Source organism: Nocardiopsis sp. NPDC058789 (assembly GCF_042745575.1).
GTDB lineage: Bacteria > Actinomycetota > Actinomycetes > Streptosporangiales > Streptosporangiaceae > Nocardiopsis > Nocardiopsis eucommiae.
Window position 1 is genome coordinate 30,253 of the sequence record NZ_JBHYOW010000015.1, and the last position, 16,639, is coordinate 46,891.

12 protein-coding genes are annotated in these 16,639 nt (G+C 71.7%); 2 read left to right on the forward strand and 10 right to left on the reverse strand.

What is annotated here, in order from left to right; translation table 11 throughout:
• Nucleotides 1–62 precede the first annotated feature (62 nt).
• From ACFW3L_RS21320 to ACFW3L_RS21360, 9 genes are all read right to left on the reverse strand, one after another.
• Nucleotides 63–974: an ABC transporter ATP-binding protein gene (locus tag ACFW3L_RS21320; RefSeq protein ID WP_352388517.1), complete on the reverse strand. Its 912-nt coding sequence runs from the start codon at nt 972–974 to the stop codon at nt 63–65.
• Between the two features lie 4 nt (nt 975–978).
• Nucleotides 979–1,932, reverse strand: a complete 954-nt coding sequence (locus ACFW3L_RS21325; protein WP_378743144.1) for an ABC transporter ATP-binding protein — start codon at nt 1,930–1,932, stop codon at nt 979–981.
• The gene (locus ACFW3L_RS21330) at nt 1,932–2,843 is read right to left on the reverse strand and encodes an ABC transporter permease (RefSeq protein WP_378743146.1); all 912 of its coding nucleotides are present in this window, start codon (nt 2,841–2,843) and stop codon (nt 1,932–1,934) included. Before ACFW3L_RS21330 ends, ACFW3L_RS21325 begins: the two co-directional genes overlap by 1 nt.
• Complete coding sequence (locus tag ACFW3L_RS21335) at nt 2,840–3,835, reverse strand: ABC transporter permease (protein WP_378743149.1); 996 nt, start codon at nt 3,833–3,835, stop codon at nt 2,840–2,842. Before ACFW3L_RS21335 ends, ACFW3L_RS21330 begins: the two co-directional genes overlap by 4 nt.
• A gap of 66 nt (nt 3,836–3,901) precedes the next feature.
• On the reverse strand, nt 3,902–5,593 hold the full coding sequence (locus ACFW3L_RS21340; RefSeq protein WP_378743151.1) for an ABC transporter substrate-binding protein: 1,692 nt from the start codon (nt 5,591–5,593) through the stop codon (nt 3,902–3,904).
• Between the two features lie 171 nt (nt 5,594–5,764).
• Complete coding sequence (locus ACFW3L_RS21345; protein WP_378743153.1) at nt 5,765–6,811, reverse strand: LacI family DNA-binding transcriptional regulator; 1,047 nt, start codon at nt 6,809–6,811, stop codon at nt 5,765–5,767.
• A gap of 212 nt (nt 6,812–7,023) precedes the next feature.
• The gene (locus tag ACFW3L_RS21350; RefSeq protein ID WP_378743155.1) at nt 7,024–7,902 is read right to left on the reverse strand and encodes an Fpg/Nei family DNA glycosylase; all 879 of its coding nucleotides are present in this window, start codon (nt 7,900–7,902) and stop codon (nt 7,024–7,026) included.
• Between the two features lie 78 nt (nt 7,903–7,980).
• Nucleotides 7,981–11,100: a DNA helicase gene (locus tag ACFW3L_RS21355; protein WP_378743157.1), complete on the reverse strand. Its 3,120-nt coding sequence runs from the start codon at nt 11,098–11,100 to the stop codon at nt 7,981–7,983.
• Nucleotides 11,101–11,240: 140 nt separating this feature from the next.
• Nucleotides 11,241–12,686 carry a PucR family transcriptional regulator gene (locus ACFW3L_RS21360; RefSeq protein WP_378743159.1) on the reverse strand — a complete coding sequence of 482 codons (1,446 nt, stop codon included), beginning with the start codon at nt 12,684–12,686 and terminating at the stop codon, nt 11,241–11,243.
• Nucleotides 12,687–12,842: 156 nt separating this feature from the next.
• On the opposite strand from ACFW3L_RS21360, the gene gabT reads away from it, so the two are divergent.
• Nucleotides 12,843–14,177, forward strand: coding sequence for a 4-aminobutyrate--2-oxoglutarate transaminase (gene gabT / locus ACFW3L_RS21365; RefSeq protein ID WP_378743161.1), 1,335 nt, complete (start codon nt 12,843–12,845; stop codon nt 14,175–14,177).
• Nucleotides 14,178–14,212: 35 nt separating this feature from the next.
• On the opposite strand, the gene ACFW3L_RS21370 is transcribed toward gabT, so the two are convergent.
• Nucleotides 14,213–15,148 carry a LysR family transcriptional regulator gene (locus ACFW3L_RS21370; RefSeq protein WP_378743163.1) on the reverse strand — a complete coding sequence of 312 codons (936 nt, stop codon included), beginning with the start codon at nt 15,146–15,148 and terminating at the stop codon, nt 14,213–14,215.
• 113 nt (nt 15,149–15,261) lie between these two features.
• Here ACFW3L_RS21370 and ACFW3L_RS21375 point away from each other — a divergent pair, with 113 nt between their 5' ends.
• A complete protein-coding gene (locus ACFW3L_RS21375) occupies nt 15,262–16,617 on the forward strand; it encodes a CitMHS family transporter (protein WP_378743165.1) in 1,356 nt (451 codons plus the stop codon).
• The last annotated feature ends 22 nt before the right edge of the window (nt 16,618–16,639 follow it).

Consider the following 16,639-nt stretch of genomic DNA (forward strand, 5'->3'; position numbering starts at 1 on the left):
CACTGCCGGTACTGGTGGCCGGGGCGGGCCCTGTACTGACCCGGTGCGGACCCGCCCCGGGGTCAGCCCTGGTCGATGCCGACGAAGTGGTTCTCCTCGATCTCGACCAGCGGTGCGGAGTCGTCGCCCTCGGCGACGGTGGGCAGATCCACGTCCTCGGGCGGATTCGCGGCCAGCTCCGCGTCCACCTCGGCCCAGGTGCGGTGCATCTGGGGAACGCACGAGAGCAGGTGGCGGCTGTAGGGGTGCAGGGGGTTCTCGAACACCCTGCGGGTGGGTCCCATCTCCGCGATCGCGCCCTTGCGCAGGATCACCGACCGGTCGCTGACGTAGTTGCCCAGGGACAGGTCGTGGGTGACGAACAGGATGCCCAGGCCGCGCTCCTTGAGATCGACGAGCAGGTTGAGCACGTCGATGCGTGTGGAGGCGTCCAGCATGCTGATGATCTCGTCCGCCACCAACAACCTGATGTCCAGCAGGAGTGCCCGCGCGATGAGCAACCTCTGCAACTGCCCTCCGCTGAGCTGGTGCGGGTACTTGTTCAGCACGTTGTCCGGATCGAGCCGGACCGTGCCGATCACGTCCAGCACCCTCTGTTTCCAGTCCGCGTCCGACATCCCGGGGAAGTAGGAGGAGCGGATCATCGCGAAGACGCGGTCGGCTTTGAAGATCGGGTTGAAGGAGCTGAACGGGTCCTGGAAGACGCCCTGCACCCTGCGGTAGTACTCCTTCCTGGCGGAGAACCCGCGAATGCGCGAGACGTCCTGACCGTCGAAGACGATGCTTCCGGCGCTCACCCCGGTCAGGCCCAGCACCATCTTGCCGATCGTGCTCTTGCCGCTGCCGCTCTCCCCGATCAGCGAGACCACCTTGCCGGGTTCCACGGTCAGACTGACGTCGCGCACCGCGCGCAGCCGCGCGCCGCCGAACGCGCCCACCCGGTACACCTTGTGCACGTGGCTCAGTTCCAGCACGGCACTACCTCCCCGTCTTCCAGCAGGCGGCCCAGTGGCCGGGGTCGATCTCCACCAACGGCGGAGTCTCGGAGCACTCCTCCGAGGCGAGGGGGCAACGGTCCTTGAACCGGCAGCCCGTGGGCGGCCTGAGCAGCCCGGGCGGGGTGCCGGGGATGCCCTCCAGCCGGGTGTCCTCGGTGGTCGTGCCGACCTCGGGCAGCGCCCCGATGAGCATCTTGGTGTAGGGGTGCCGAGGGTCGTTGATGATCGTGCTCGCCGGGGCCTTCTCGGCGATCCGGCCCGCGTACATGACCATGACCGTGTCCGCCATCTGGTAGACGAGCGAGATGTCGTGGGTCACGAAGATCATGCTCTTGACGTAGCCGCGGTCGCGGAACTCCACCATGGACTCGACCACCGAGCGCTGGGTGGACACGTCCAGGGCCGACGTCGCCTCGTCCGCGATGAGCAGGGACGGGTTGAGCAGGGTGGCCATGACCATGACCACGCGCTGCTTCATGCCGCCGGACAGCTCGATGGGGAACCGCTGGAGCACGTCGGGGTCGAGGCCCACGAGCTCCAGGCGGCGGTTCAGCTCCTCCGCGACCGTCGCCGGGCGGACGCCGCGTGCGCGCAGCAGCTCGTTGATCATCCGACCGATCCTGCGGGTCGGGTTGAGCGCGCTCATCGCGTACTGCGGGATGAGCGAGATCTCGTGGTACCGGAACGGGTTCATCGCGCGGTCGTCCGCGACCGGCACGTCCCGCCCGTCGAGCTCGATCGTGCCGTCCACGTGCCGCATCCGGCCGTCCAGCCGGATCAGGCTCTTGCCGAGGGTGGTCTTGCCGCAGCCGGACTCCCCGGCCAGGCCCATGATCTCCCCGTCAGCGAGGTCGAAGCTCACCCCGTCGAGGGCGTGGACGTCCCCGCGCAGGGTCTGGTAGTGGACCTTCAGGTCCTGGACGCGCAGGGTCATCACAGCTCCCGCAGCTTGGGGTTGAAGACCTCGTCCAACCCGACGTTGAGGATGTACATCGAACCGACGAGCAGGGTGATCCCCGCGCCGGGCGGGACGAACCACCACCACATGCCGAGCTGGAGGGCGCTCCACTGGACCGAACTCTCCAGCATGAGCCCCAGCGAGACGCCACCGGTGGGCCCCAGACCGATGAAGTCGAGCCCGGCCGCGATGAGCACGGCCCCGCCGAAGAGCAGGATGAACGACATGACCAGGTAGGAGCTCATGTTGGGGGCGATCTCGGTGGTGATGATCTTCCAGGTCCGGCGACCGCTGAGCCGGGCCAGATCCACGTAGTCGCGGGTGGCCAGGGACAGGGCCTGTGAGCGGACCGCCCGGGCAGCCCAGGGCCAGGACGTCAGACCGATGAACAGGGCCTGTACGACCAGGCCTCGGACGTCCAGGTACGCGACGGCGACGATGAGCACGACGAGCGCCGGCAGCACCAGCACCACGTTGGTGAGCACGTTGAGGATCTCGTCGACGATGCCGCCCTTGTACCCGGCGACGAAACCGATCGCCGTGCCGAGGACGAAGGCGATGCCGCCGCCGAGGAGTCCGGTGACGAACGTGGAGCGCAGGCCGTGGACGAACTGCGCCCAGATGTCCTGGCCGAACGAGGTGGTGCCCATCCAGTACTCGGAGTTGGGGGGCTGGTTCTGCGGGCCGATGTAGACGTTGGGCCCCTCGCTGACGAAGAGCGGGCCGATGAGGCCGAGCAGCAGGAGGGCGAGGACGATGCTCGATCCGATGAGCAGCTTGGGGTTGCGGCGGGCGAAGTGCAGGGTCTCGGAGACCTTGCGCTCGGCTGCTGGTTCGGGCGCGGTAGCGGAGTCGGCCGCTCCGGGAGCCCCGGGGATCGCGCTCATGACGCGCCTCCTGTCATCTGCACGCGGGTGCGCGGGTCGACCAGGACGTAGATGATGTCGATGATGAAGTTGGCGATCAGCACACCGACGACCACGAACAGGAAGATTCCTTGCAGGAGGAACAGGTCGTTGTTGTTCAGTGAGCGCAGGATCAGGGTGCCCAGGCCCGGATAGGTGAACACGATCTCGGTGAGCAGCGCTCCGGCGATGATGGTGCCCAGCTGGACCGCCAGCCCGGTGATCTGCGGCAGCATCGCGTTGCGGAACGCGTAGCGGCGGATCAGTCGGCGGGGCGCGCCCAGGGCCTGGAGGTAGTTGGAGTACTCCGCCTCCAGTTCGTAGATGATCAGGTTGCGCATGCCGATCGCCCAGCCGCCCAGACCCACGACGAACATGGACAGGAACGGCAGGAACCAGTGGCTGACCAGGTTCACGAAGAACGGCCACGACCATGAGGGAGTGAGCGCGAAGCCGTATCCGCCGGCGGTCGGGAAGAAGCCGCCCACGACACCCAGTGCCCAGAGCAGCAGCAGGGCCATCCACATGTACGGCGTGGCGGTCAGGATGTAGCCGACCGGCAGCAGGGTGTTGTCGAGGACCTTGCCGCGCGCCGCGAAGGCGCCGAAGTGGTTCCCGACGATCCAGCTCAGCACGATGGCGGGGATCAACAATCCCAGGGTGTAGGGGATGTGACGCAGGATGATGTCGGTGACCGGCTCGGGGTAGAGCCACACACTGACGCCCAGGTCACCCCGGAAGAGCCCTGACCAGAAGGCGAAGTACTGCTGGTGGAGCGGGGTGTCGAGACCGAAGACCTCGTTGTAGTAGGTGGTCATTCGCTCCAGGGCCTCCGGGTCGGAGATCGACGCCCTGTTGAGCATGCTGCGTACGGGGTCACCCGGCATGAACCGCGGGATCATCCAGTTGATGGTGACCGCGATCACGAAGGTGAGGCCGTAGAAGCCCAGCTTGCGACCCATGTAACGCCACACGGGTGTCCTCCAAGGATGGAGCGCGGGGGTGGAGCGCTCCCGTGGCGGGAGCGCTCCACCGGTGCGCTATTCGGCCAGTTCGATCTCGGCGAGGGTGTGGATGGCGCCGATCTCGAACCATCCGTCCCACATGGCGGCATAACCGTGGTAGCCCTGCTCGCTGGGCCAGTTGGTCCAGACGGAGTTGTTCTGCTGTGACCAGAGGCCGTTGTACCAGAGCGGGATCGCGGGGAGTTCGTCCAGCTGGATCTCCTGGATCCGCGAGGAGACCTCGGCGGCGCCTTCGGTGTCGTCGGCGGGAACAGCGGCGAGCTCCTGGACCAGGGACCAGACCTCCTCGTTCTCGTAGCGCCCGAAGTTGACGGTCGTCTGCTGCTCACGCAGCGGGAGCTGGAAGAGGTAGTCGTAGTAGGTCCATGGCGTGTTGCTCAGCTGCCGCTCGTTGTTGACCACCATGTCGAAGTCGCCTTCGTTGCGGTTGTTGACGAGCAGGTCGAAGTCCGGGTACGCGGCTTCGATGTTGATGCCCACCTCCTGGGCGTTGGCGGCGATGACGCTGGCCGACTCCATCCAGTCGGTCCAGCCCGAGGGGACCTCCAGGGTGAGGGAGATCGGTTCGCCGTCGGGGGTTTCGACGAAACCGTCGCCGTCCTCGTCCAGGTATCCGGCTTCTTCGAGGAGGGCCACCGCCTCGTCGGGGTTGTAGGTGTAGCCCTTCTCATCCACCAGGTCGTGGTCGATGTACTCGTCCCACTGCGGCAGCAGGCCGGTCGGGTTGGCCCCCTCCACCAGGTTGGAGTAGGGGCCCTCGATGATCTGGTCCATGTTGATGGAGTGCGCCAGGGCCCTGCGGAACTCGACGTCGCCCAGCGCCTCGTGCTCGTGGTTGAGCACCAGCCACGCCGTGTTCGCGGACTGCATGTAGGGCGGGCCGTCGTAGTAGCTGGTGATGTTCTCGCCGTCGATGACCTGGTCGATCCCGGGCAGGAAGTTGTTCGACATGTCGACGTCCCCGCTGCGCACCAGGTTCATCGACGCCTCGTTGGACTCGACGACGATGTCGACGATGTACGTCGGCTTCATCTCCAGCCCGAGGACCTCGGTGCCCCACCAGTCGTCGTTGCGCTTCCACACCATCCGGTCGTCGCCGTGCGTCTCGTAGGTGTAGGCACCGCTGCCCACCGGATCGCTGTTGGGGTTGTCGGTGATCTCTTCCTGGCTCTTGTCGGCCCAGATGTGGTCCGGGACGATGACGTGGCTGTAGGCCCAGTTCATCCACTGCTGAGGCCGACTGTCCGAGAAGCTGACCGTGACCTCCAGTTCACCGGTGGCCTCGACGCTCTCCACGTAGTCCCAGACGTGGCTGTAGGAGACGTCCATCTGGCCGATCTCCAGGGTGGTGACCACGTCCTGGGCGACGATCGGCTCCCCGTCGGACCAGGTCATCCCGTCGCGGAGGGTGATGACGTGGGTCTCCTGGTCCGGCCACTCGTCGCTTTCCGCGAGCCAGGGGACGTACTCGCCCTCCTCCGCGTCGTAGTGGAAGAGCGGCTCGTAGGCCAGCCCGACGGTGCCGATGGTGTACGACCCCCGCATGATCGGGTTCCAGTTGACCGGTGGACCCCACAGGGTGCCCACGGTGTACAACGTCTCGTTCCGGGGGTAGCCCCCGGAGTCGCCCCCTGCGCCCTCGCCCGAGCACGCGCTGGCGACCAGCACCAGCGCCGCCAGAGCGGCGGGAAGCCTCAGAGATCTCATCTCGACTCCTCCTTCCACCCGGTCGGCCCTTCGTATGGGGGGAAGCCGATCCTGTCGCGGAGGGCTGGGAGCGCTCCCAATAGAGGGAGCGAAGGACCGTTGCTGAACCGGGTAAGTGACGTTAACAACAACATGGACCGGCGAACCCCGTCAATCCCCGACACTTCGGTGTTATCCGCTTGTAACAGCGGATTCGGGCTCTCCCACCAGCGGGCCCGTGCTCCCGCGAGGGTGCAGCTCCCCCACCGGGGACTCCTCGCTCTCCACCCGCTCGCCGTCCAGGACCCGGCCGAGCATCCCGGCGACCTGGCGACCGTGACCCACCACGTCCCGGCTGATCGCGGTCAGTGAGGGACGCACCAGCCGGCAGAGCGCCGAGTCGTCCCACGCCACGATCGACAGCTGACCCGGCACGTCCACACCCATCTCGGCGGCCACCCCGAGCCCGGCCACCGCCATCAGGTCGTTGTCGTAGACCAGGGCGGTGGGCCGGTCCGCGGAGGCCAGGAGGCGCCGCGTGGTCCGGGTCCCCGCCTCCCCCGTGTAGTCCGCGTTCACCGAGTACGCCGAGGCCAGCCCGGCCCCGGCCGCGGCCTCCTGGAAGGCCGCGCCGCGCACCCGGGTGTGCAAGAACACCTCCGGGCCGGCGATCCGGGCGACGCGCCGGTGCCCCAGGGCCGCGAGGTAGTGGACCACCTCGCGGACCGAGGCGCCGTCGTCGCTGTACACGCAGGGCAGCCCGCCCACGCCGTCCGGCCCGCCGAGGACCACGGCGGGCAGGCCCAGGGAACGCACCGCCTCCGGGCGGGGGTCGTCCGCGCGCAGGTCGACCATGACCACGCCGTCCACCCGGCGCTCCGAGGCCCAGCGCCGGTACACGTCCAGTTCCGCCCCGGCGTCGTCGGTGACCTGGAGCAGGAGGTCCACCCCGGCCGAGGCCAGCTCCGTCTCGACGCCCGAGACCAGTTGCATGAAGAACGGTTCGATGCCGAGCGAGCGGGCGGGCCGGTCCACCACCAGTCCGACGGCGCCGACCCGGCCACCCGGGGCCAGTGCCCGGGCCGCCTTGCTGGGCGCCCACCCCAGGTCGTGGGCGATGTCCAGGATGCGCCTCCGGGTCTCCTCCGAGACTCCGGGGCGTCCGTTGAGCGCGTACGAGACCGCCCCCTTGGACACCCCCGCCGCGCGGGCGATGTCCATGATCGTCGGTCTCCGCATCAGAGCACCCACAGTGCCTCCCTCACGTCCTCTCTCCTCCCGACCCCGGTCGTGGACCGGGGGTGCCGAGCACCGGGTTCGCTGAACCGGTTAAGCGATCGACACGGGATTGTACCCACCGGGGTACCGGGCACCCCAGGAGTTTTCGGAGCGGCGGCGCGGGTGCGGGGCGCGGGGCGGGACGTGCGGGAGCGGGAAGGCCGGGGCCGCGGCTACCTCTGGCAGCCGGGGCACCAGTACAGGGTGCGCCCGGACAGCTCGGTGGCGGAGACCGGCGACGAGCACACGCGGCAGGGGTCCCCGGTCCGGTAGCAGACGTAGAGCGTGTCGGGCCGGGGCACCGGGAGCGCCTCGGGGTCGGGCCGGTCCTCCGGCCGCGTGGTGATGATGTACCCGTCCCGGACGCCGTCCCGCAGGAGCGCGGCGAGGTCGTCCCACAGGGCCTCCCACCGCTCCCTGGTGAGCTCACGACCGGGGGTGAGGGGGTCGAGCCCCGCGCGGAAGAGGGACTCGGCCCGGTAGATGTTGCCGATGCCCGCGATGACGTCCTGGCGCATGAGGAGCACCGCGAGGCTGCTGCGGGACCGGCTCACCACGCGCCAGGCCCGTTCGGGGTCGGCGTCGGGGCGCAGCGGGTCCGGACCGAGCCGGTCCTGGACGGCGTGCTTCTCCTCCACCGTGATGACCTCACACGCCGAGGCGCCGCGCAGGTCCGCCCAGCCCGAGGAGTTGACCAGGCGCGCGCGGACGGCGCCCACCGGCTCCGGCGGGACCACGTGGCCGTCCGGATCGCGCCGCAGGTCGAGGCGGGCGGTTCCCTCGGCGCGGGGCGCGCCCAGGTGGCGCTCGCCGTCGGCGTCGCCGAAGGACCAGGCACCGTAGAGGCCCAGGTGGACACGGAGCCACTCTCCGGAGTCGAAGCCCAGGAACAGGTGCTTTCCGTGCGCCTCGCTCTCGGTGAGGACCCGGCCGTCGATCCGCGCCGCGCCCTCGACGAAGCGCCCCTGGGGGCTGCTGGCCCTCACCGTCCCACCGCCGAAGGCCTTCTCGAAGTGTGCGGCCAGCCGGTGCAGCGTGTGACCCTCAGGCACCCGTGTCCCCTTCTGTGAGCATGTGTCCTTCGCTCCAGGATAGGGCGCGGGCCCGCGCCCCCGACCGGGGCGGCGGCATCAGCAGGCGGACAGGATCTCCTCCACCAGCGTCCGGGGGTCGGTCAGGCAGCGCCAGGCGGGCACCACCACCACGAGGTCATCCGTGGCCCCGTTGAGCGCGTTCCCCCGGGCGAGCAGGCGGCGCAGGGCGGGGCCGTCGGGCTCTCCGTCGAGCAGCAGGAGCACGCGCCGGGCGCCGTAGCCGACCACGAGGTCGGCTGTCCACCCGTCGACACGGCGGTCCACCTCCACGCCGGTCCCGGCCGTGCGCAGGGCGTCGACCAGGGCGAGGCGGGCCGGGGTGGCGGCGGGCCCGGGGCCTCCTCCGAGGAGGTCGCCGAGCGGGCCGTCCCCGCCGGACCAGTGGTCCCGGTCGCCCACCACCACGAGGCGTTCGCGGGTCCGGGTGAGCAGCGACGACCACAGGTGGGTCATCGTGCGCACCCGCCGCTCCGCGATGGCCGGGGCGTCCGCGGCGAGCATCGGGGAGAGCACGGTGACGTCGGCGCGGGCGGCGTCGGAGTCCAGCAGGTCGGCCCCGCCCACCCGGACCCGGCGGCGCAGGTGGCGTTGGCGCAGCAGCCTGCGGAGCAGTGCCACCTGTGGTTGCAGCGGGGCCACCACCGCGAGGTCCGTGGCCTCGGGCAGCTCCCGGTCGAGCTCGGCCACCACCACGGCCACCCGGTAGGCCTCCTCCCGGTTGACGTAGGAGGAACCGGGCGCCGCCTCGCACTCCCCCGCGACGTCGCGCCACTCGAAGGCGGGGCCCGGCCCGCCCCGGGGCGGCCCCGCCACCACGAGCCGCCCGCCGTAGCAGTGCCGGGAGGCGGACGCGGCCAGGTCCTCGGGGGCGCCGTCGTGTTCGTCCAGCCAGAGCGTCGTCGGAGTCGCCGCGCGCACCGCCCGCAGCGCCGAGCCCGCTCCGTGCCGCAGCGCGCGATCGTCCAGCTGGTCCGCGACCAGCCCGGCCGTCGCCAGGGCCCGCCGCTCCTCCTCCGGCTCCAGCACGCTGGCCGGGCCCGGGTGGGCCGGGTCCCCCGCGACGACCGCGCGACCGGCCCGGTAGAGCACCGGCAGGAGTTCGCTGACCCTGGTCCGCTCCGCTCCCACCACGACCACCAGGTCGAACATCCCGGCCTCCGGGGGCAGGGCACGGGCCTGGTCGGTGCGGCAGGCCCACACGGGCAGGGTGTCGAGAAGGTGGGCGGCCGGGCCGGGCCAGCTCCCGTCGTGGTTCCAGTTGAGTGCCTCCACACGGTTCTCGATGGAGGTGCGGCCACGCCGGAGGCGGGAACCGGTGACGGCGGACAGACAGGCGGCGCTGGCCCGGCGGTGCCGGGCCCAGGCGTCGGCCAGCTCCTCGCTGAGTTCGTCCAGGGGCGCGCAGCGGGTTCGGCGGTCCACGGCCTCGCGCCACCGGCTCTCCAGCCGGGCCACGGCGCGGAGCTGGTCGAGCCCCTCGGGGTCGGTGGCCACACCGAGTTCGCGGCGGACGGCGGCACGGTGGTGGAAGCCGCCCAGACCGCGACCGGCCGCGCGTTCGGCCCGGTGCAGCCAGTACTCGGGGCCGCCGTGTCGGGGGGTGAAGAGGGTGTCGGGGGCCCAGCCCCGGGCGATGCTGCGACCGCGCTCCTCGGCCAGGCGGGCCAGGACGTGACCGTCCGCGGCCAGCGTGTCCATGGTCGCCCAGACCCGGCGGACGCGGTTCCACGAGGCGACCAGGTCGTCCCGGTGGCTGGCGCCCTCCTCCCCCGCGGGCTGCGGCCCTGCGGCGGGTGCCGGCTGTGCGTGGCGGGCGAGCAGGCGGGTGAGCTGGCGCTGTTCTGCGGTGCGTTCACCGGTGCCGCCGACGCGGACCACCGGATGCGCGGGGGCGGTGTCGGCGCGGGTCAGGACGGCGTCGAGGTCGGCCTCGGTCCGACCGCACACCAGGACCCGCTGGCCGCAGGCGACGGCGGTGCGCACCAGAGCGTCGACCAGGTCGTGGACGCCGCTGCCGGGAGGGGCGGCCACGGCGGTGAGCTGTTCGCGCATGGCGGCGCTCAGGACCGCGTACTGGGACTGGCTGAGGTCGGTGGCCGAGACCGGGACCGGCGGGGGGTTGTGGTCACGGTCCCGTGGATCCCGGCGGTGGGCGCGGGGGCCGTGGAGCGTCTCGGGAACCGCTCGGGCCCCGGTGGGGTCCGTGGCCCGGGCGGTGGGTGCCGCGTGGGCGGCGCTGCCGAGCAGGGACTCCAGCGCGGTGCCGACGATGGCGCCCGGGTCGAGTCCGTGGTGGTCGGTGGGGTCGAGGTCCGCGAGGACCCCCTCCACCCCCTCGGAGACCCCTTCGGACGCCTCTCCGTCGCCCGTCGCCGAGGGACCGGCACGGAAGAGCACGGCCGTGTTGTGCGCTCCCGAGACAAGCGGATGGGGCCTGCCCCGGGTGCCGAGCGGGGCGATGTCGTCGACCCGTTCGATCTCCAGCCGGGTGAGCAGGGTGCGCACCTTGGTGGCGAGGTCCGCGACGGCGGCGGGCCGGTGGGCGGGATCGGGGGCCCCGGAACGGAGACGGGCGCGCAGCTCGAAGAGGTCCTCGGGGTCGGTGACGCCGAGCCGGGCGAGGAGGGCGGTGTTGACGTCGGGCCTGCCCACGGCACGCACCAGCGGACCCGGGCCGTTGCCCGGGAGGCCGGTCGGACCCACCGCCCGGGGTTCGTCCACGGCCCGGACGTCCACGGTGAGCAGGGGCAGGGCCACACGGTCGGCGCCCTCCCCGAGGATCACCAGGGGGTAGCCGTAGCGCAGCGCCTGACCGTGCCGCACGGCGAGGCGGGTCACCCGGGCGCTCTCGGGGTGTGCGGGCAACGTGTCCCTGGCTCCGCTGAACAGCAGTTCCGGGCCGGCTGGCAGGCAGGCGCAGGTGTCGGTGTCCAGACGCTCGGCGCGCACCACGTGGGTGAGCACCGACTCGCGGCGCAGGCAGGCCCGCAGGTAGGCCAGGAAGGAGCGGATCCCGCCCCGGTCCACCGGCGCCTTCCAGCGCACCGACCCCGCACCGGATCCCGCGGCCCTCCGCTCGCGGACCGTGACCCGTCCGTCCGTGGTCGGGTAGGACCCGAGACCGCCGATCTGCTCGTCGTCCCGTAGTGACCTCACGACGCCCTCCTGACCACCCGACCACACGTGATCAGATGACTACCCCCAGCTATCGTGGCCATTGTGGTGCATTTTCCGCGCCCCCACCCGGCGAACGCCGGAACCGGTGGCGCTTTCCCCGGGCCCCGCTCCGGCACGGCTCAGCGGGACGTCCGGCCCTCGCGGACACGCAGCGCGATCCACAGTTCGGTGCGGTGGTCGGGGTCGTCCAGGTCGCCGGGGAGCAGTTCCCGGATGCGCCGCATCCGGTAGCGCAGGGTGTGCCGGTGCACTCCCAGCTGTTCGGCGGCGGTGTCCCAGCGGCCGGAGGCGGCCAGGTAGGCGCGCAGCGAGGCGAGGAGTTCGGGCGCGGCCCGCTGCTCGTCGATCGGGGCGAGCAGCTCGTCGGCCAGCCGGGCCCCGGCGGAGGTGTCCAGCAGACCGAGCAGTCCGCCCGGGAGCTGGTCGAAGTGCTGGAGCTCGCGTCCCTCCTCCTCGGCGGCGGTCAGTGCCCGCTCGGCCTGGGAGCGGGCGGCGGCCAGGTCCGGGTAGTCGACCGGGGCGCTCACCCCGACCGGCCCGGTCAGGACCTCGCCGAACACGGCCGCCTCGGTGCCCGCGGCGGCCAGCACGGCCGTGCGGCCCTCGTGCTCGGCCACGAGGAGGCCCTCGGGGCGGGGTCCGCCCGGTACGGCCGTCCCGACGGCCACCACCACGGGTGCGGCGGGCAGGACCGACCGCAGGTCGGCGGCGCCCGGGTGGGCGGGGTCGAGGGCTCCGCCGAGCAGGGCCGTGAGCACGCCCGCCCCGGTGCCCGCCCCGGGCGTGGGGCGTTCGAGTTCGAGGGAGAGCAGGGAGACCGCTGCGTTGACCAGGGTGCGGTCGTCGGAACCGGACACCCGGACCCCGCCGACGGCCAGGAACCCCCGCGCCCGGCCGCTCGTGGCCAGGGGCTGCACGGAGACGCGGTCGCCCTCCGAGGCCACCGAGACGCTGGCCCGGGGCCCCGCTCCGCGCAGCCGGGCGAGCTCGTCGGCCAGGCCGGGGGCGCGGGCGGCGGCCGACGCCGGAGCCGCGTGCCGGACCGCTCCGTCCGGGGACAGCAGCAGCACCCAGCCGCCGAGTTCGCGGGCGAGCCGCTCCACCACGGCGGGGGCGCCGGTCAGCGCGGCCCGGGTGAGTGCGCGCTGGGCGGCGAAGGCACGGTTGAGTCCCTCGTACTCCTCCTGGGCGAGCAGCCGGGAGACCTCCTTGCCGACCGCCATGAACGGGGTCAGGCGGTGGACCTCCAGCAGGGCCACCCCGAACTCCTCGGCGGCGGCGACGAGCTCCTCGGGGGTGTGGTCGAAGTTGACGGCGGCGCCGAACCCGATCCCCGCGATGTCGCGTTCGGCCAGGCGGCGCACGTAGTCGCGCAGGTCGGGGAACCGGTCCACCCACCGCACTCCGGTGGTGAGCACGAGCTCTCCCCCGGCGAGGTAGGGGGTGGGGTCGGCCAGCTCGCTGACCGCGACCCACTCCACCTGGCGGTGCGTGCGGTCCTGGCCGGTGAGCAGGCGCAGGCGCAGGCTCGGCGTGCGCAACAGCGACCCCAGTGTCGGCGGCATCCGGTCTCCCCCGTAGCTCTCTCCCAGGCGGCCCCGTCCCTGACGCAATGGCACAGGACGCTCACCTGATTATCCACTGTGTCCATGGGTGTCCGGTTCGACGCGATCTAGTGTCGTGCTCGTCCGCACCGTCGCACCGCACAAGGAGGCAGCCGCATGGAACCGACCGAGGTCGCCCAGTCCCGCAGGATCGTCACCGAGATCCCCGGCCCCCGGTCCCGCGAGATCCAGAAGCGCCGTTCGGCCGCCGTCGCCCAGGGCGTGGGCAGCGTCCTGCCCGTGTACGTGGAGCGCGCGGGCGGCGGCATCGTCGAGGACGTCGACGGCAACGCGCTGATCGACTTCGGCTCCGGGATCGCGGTGACCAACGTCGGCAACGCCGACGCGCGCGTGGTCGCGCGCGCCGCCGAGCAGCTCGGCCGCTTCACCCACACCTGTTTCATGGTCAACCCGTACGAGGCCTACGTGGAGGTCTGCGAGGCGCTCAACCGGGTCACCCCGGGCGACCACGAGAAGCGGTCCCTCCTGCTGAACTCGGGCGCGGAGGCCGTGGAGAACGCGGTCAAGATCGCCCGCAGCGCTACCGGACGGCAGGCCGTCGTGGTGTTCGACCACGCCTACCACGGCCGCACCAACCTCACCATGGGCCTGACCGCGAAGAACATGCCGTACAAGCAGGGCTTCGGACCGTTCGCGGGAGAGATCCACCGCGTGCCGATGGCCTACGCCTACCGCTGGCCGACCGGTCCGGAGAACTGCGGCCCCGAGGCGGCGGCCGCCGCGATCGACCAGATCGTCAAGCAGGTCGGCGCCGAGAACGTGGCCGCGATGGTCATCGAGCCCATCCAGGGCGAGGGGGGCTTCATCGAGCCCGCCCCCGGGTTCCTGCCCGCGATGGTCGAGTTCTGCCGCGCCAACGGGATCGTGTTCGTCGCCGACGAGGTGCAGACCGGCTTCGCGCGCACCGGCGACATGTTCGCCTGTGACCACGAGGGGATCGTCCCGGACCTGATCGCCACGGCCAAGGGCATCGCGGGCGGTCTGCCGCTGGCGGCGGTGACCGGCCGCGCCGAGCTCATGGACGCCGTGCACGGCGGCGGTCTGGGCGGCACCTACGGCGGCAACCCGGCGGCGTGTGCCGCCGCCCTGGCCTCGCTGGAGGTCATCGAGACGGAGGACCTCACCGGCCGCGCCCGCGAGGTCGGCGCGCTCATGCTGGACCGCCTGCACAGCCTCGCGGACCGTTTCGACGTCGTGGGGGACGTGCGCGGCCGGGGCGCGATGGTCGCCATCGAGCTGGTCAAGGACGGCAAGGAGCCCGCCCCCGAGGCGGTGGCCCAGGTGCTGGCGCACTGCCACTCCCGGGGTCTGGTCCTGCTCAGCGCGGGCACCTACGGCAACGTGATCCGGATGCTGCCGCCGCTGGTCATCGGGGACGACCTGCTCCGCGAGGGCCTGGACATCCTGGAGGAGGCCCTGGCCGGGCTGTAGGAGGTCGACGGGAGCGGCTCGCGCCGCACCGGCGGTCAGGGGGTGTCCCGCACCCAGGCCACCCCCTCCGGAAGGGGGTGGCCCTCCTCGCGCATCGACAGGAGGAGGGCCAGGAAGGCCTCGGCCGCCGGTGCCATGCGCCGCTCCCCGTGGACGATCACGTCGACCCGCCGTTCGACGGCGGGCCCACCGAGCGGTCGGCAGGCGTGGTCGGCGAAGCTCATGAGGATCCGGGACAGCGCGGGGAGCGCCGCGACCCCGAGGCCCGCGGAGAGCAGGCCTCCGATGGTGGAGATGTTGCCCGCCTCGATGGTGCGCGCCGGTCGGAGCCCCGCGCTCCGGAAGGCCGCGTCCGTGACGGGGCGGACGCTGGAGTCCCCTCCGGTCACGATGAACGGTTCCGTGGCCAGGTCGGCCCAGGTGAGCTCGGAGTTGCGCGCGAGCGGGTGCCGGGACGGCACCACCGCGAGGAACCGGTCCCGGAACAGCGGCCGGGCCCGCAGTCCCTCCTGGGGTCCCGGGGCCGCCACCAGCGCCATGTCGCACTCCCCCGCCCGCAGACGCTCGATCGCGCTGCCCGCCATGCCGTCCAGGACGTGGACGTCGATCTCGGGCGCGGTCTCCCGAAACCGAGCGATCACGGCCGGGAGCAGTGCGGCGGCGAGTGAGGGCAGGGTCGCCACGACGACCGTGCCCCGGGTCCCCCGCAGGAAGCGTTCGAGCCCGTTCATCTCCGCGCGGTGCGCCGCGATCAGGCGCTCGGCCACGGCGAGGAGTGCGGTGCCCTCCGCCGTGCACCGCACGTGCCGCGTCGTGCGTTCGAGCAGGCGGACGCCGAGGTTCCGCTCCATCGTCATCACGGTCCGGCTCAGCGAGGACTGTGCGACGTGCAGCGTGTCGGCGGCGGCGGTGAAACTCCCGTGCCGGGCGACGGTCGCGAAGACGGACAACTCCCGCAGCGTCAGATCCATGCTTCGAGAGCATAGCTTCTTGCTTTATTCATGCTGGACACTCAAGGAATCTTCAGGGAAACATGAGCGCGAGTGCCGTAGGTCACTCTCGTCCCCTCCGAGGAGCGCTCCTGATGTTGACCGTCATGGGATTCGCCACGATCACGGTCGTGCTCGTGCTTCTGCTGTCCAACCGCGTGGGCGCGGTCGTGGCCCTGGCGGGTGTGCCCGTCGCCGCCGCCCTCCTGATGGGGTTCGGCCCGGGTGAGGTCGGCGCGTTCGTGACCTCGGGCATCACCGGGGTGGCCACCACCACCGCCATGTTCGTCTTCGCGATCCTGTACTTCGGGGTGATGCGCGACGCCGGGCTCTTCGACCCCGTCGTGCGCCGCGTCCTGCGGTTCGCCGGTGACAACCCCGTGACCATCGCGGTGGCCACGGTGGTCCTGGCGATGGTGGCCCACCTCGACGGCGCGGGCGCGACCACGTTCCTCATCACGATCCCGGCGATGCTCCCTCTCTACGACGCTCTCGGGATGCGCCGGGTGGTGCTCGCCGCGCTCACCGGCCTCGGCGCGGGCATCATGAACATCGTCCCCTGGGGCGGCCCCACCGCCCGAGCGGCCACGGCGACCGGCATCCCGGCCAACGACCTGTGGGCCCCGCTCATCCCGGCCCAGCTCATCGGCATGGTCACCTGCCTGTTCATCGCGTACTACCTGGGTGTCCGCGAGCGGAACCGGCTGCGCTCGACGAACGTCGGGCGTCCGGTCGGTGCCGGGGTCGGTGCGGCCGGTGACGGAGCCCCGGGCGGCGGAACGGTGCCCGGGGAGTACGAGTCGGAGCGTCCGGAGCTCCTGCGGCCGCGCCTGTACTGGGTGAACGCCGTGCTCACCCTCGCCACGGTCGCCGCCCTCGTCTCGGGGGTGATGCCCCCGGAACTGGTGTTCCTGATCGCCCTCGTCCTCGCGCTGGCGCTCAACTACCCCGGGATGTCGGCGCAGACCGAGCGGATCAACGACCACGCCCGCGGGGCGATCCTCATGGCCAGCACCCTCCTGGCGGCCGGTGCCTTCCTCGGCGTCATGGAGGAGAGCGGCATGATCGAGGCGATGGCGGTGTCGATGACCGGCGCCATGCCGGACTTCCTCGGACCCGGGCTGCCGCTGCTGATCGGTGTGCTGGCCGTCCCCATGAGCCTGCTCTTCGGCCCGGACGCCTACTACTTCGCCGTCATGCCCGTGCTGGCCGCCGTCGGGGACGGCTTCGGCGTCGCGCAGATCGACGTCGCACAGGCCTCGATCACCGGTCAGGAGACCGTCGGCTTCCCGATCAGCCCGATGACCGGTTCCTTCTACCTGCTGGTCGGCCTCTCCGGGGTCCCCATCGGCACCCACATCCGGTTCCTGTTCCCCTGGGCCTGGCTCGTCAGCCTGGTCGTGTTCGGCTCGGCCGTGGCCATGGGCGTCATCACGCCGTGGGCGGCCTGACCGACCGGCCGCACACGTCGCG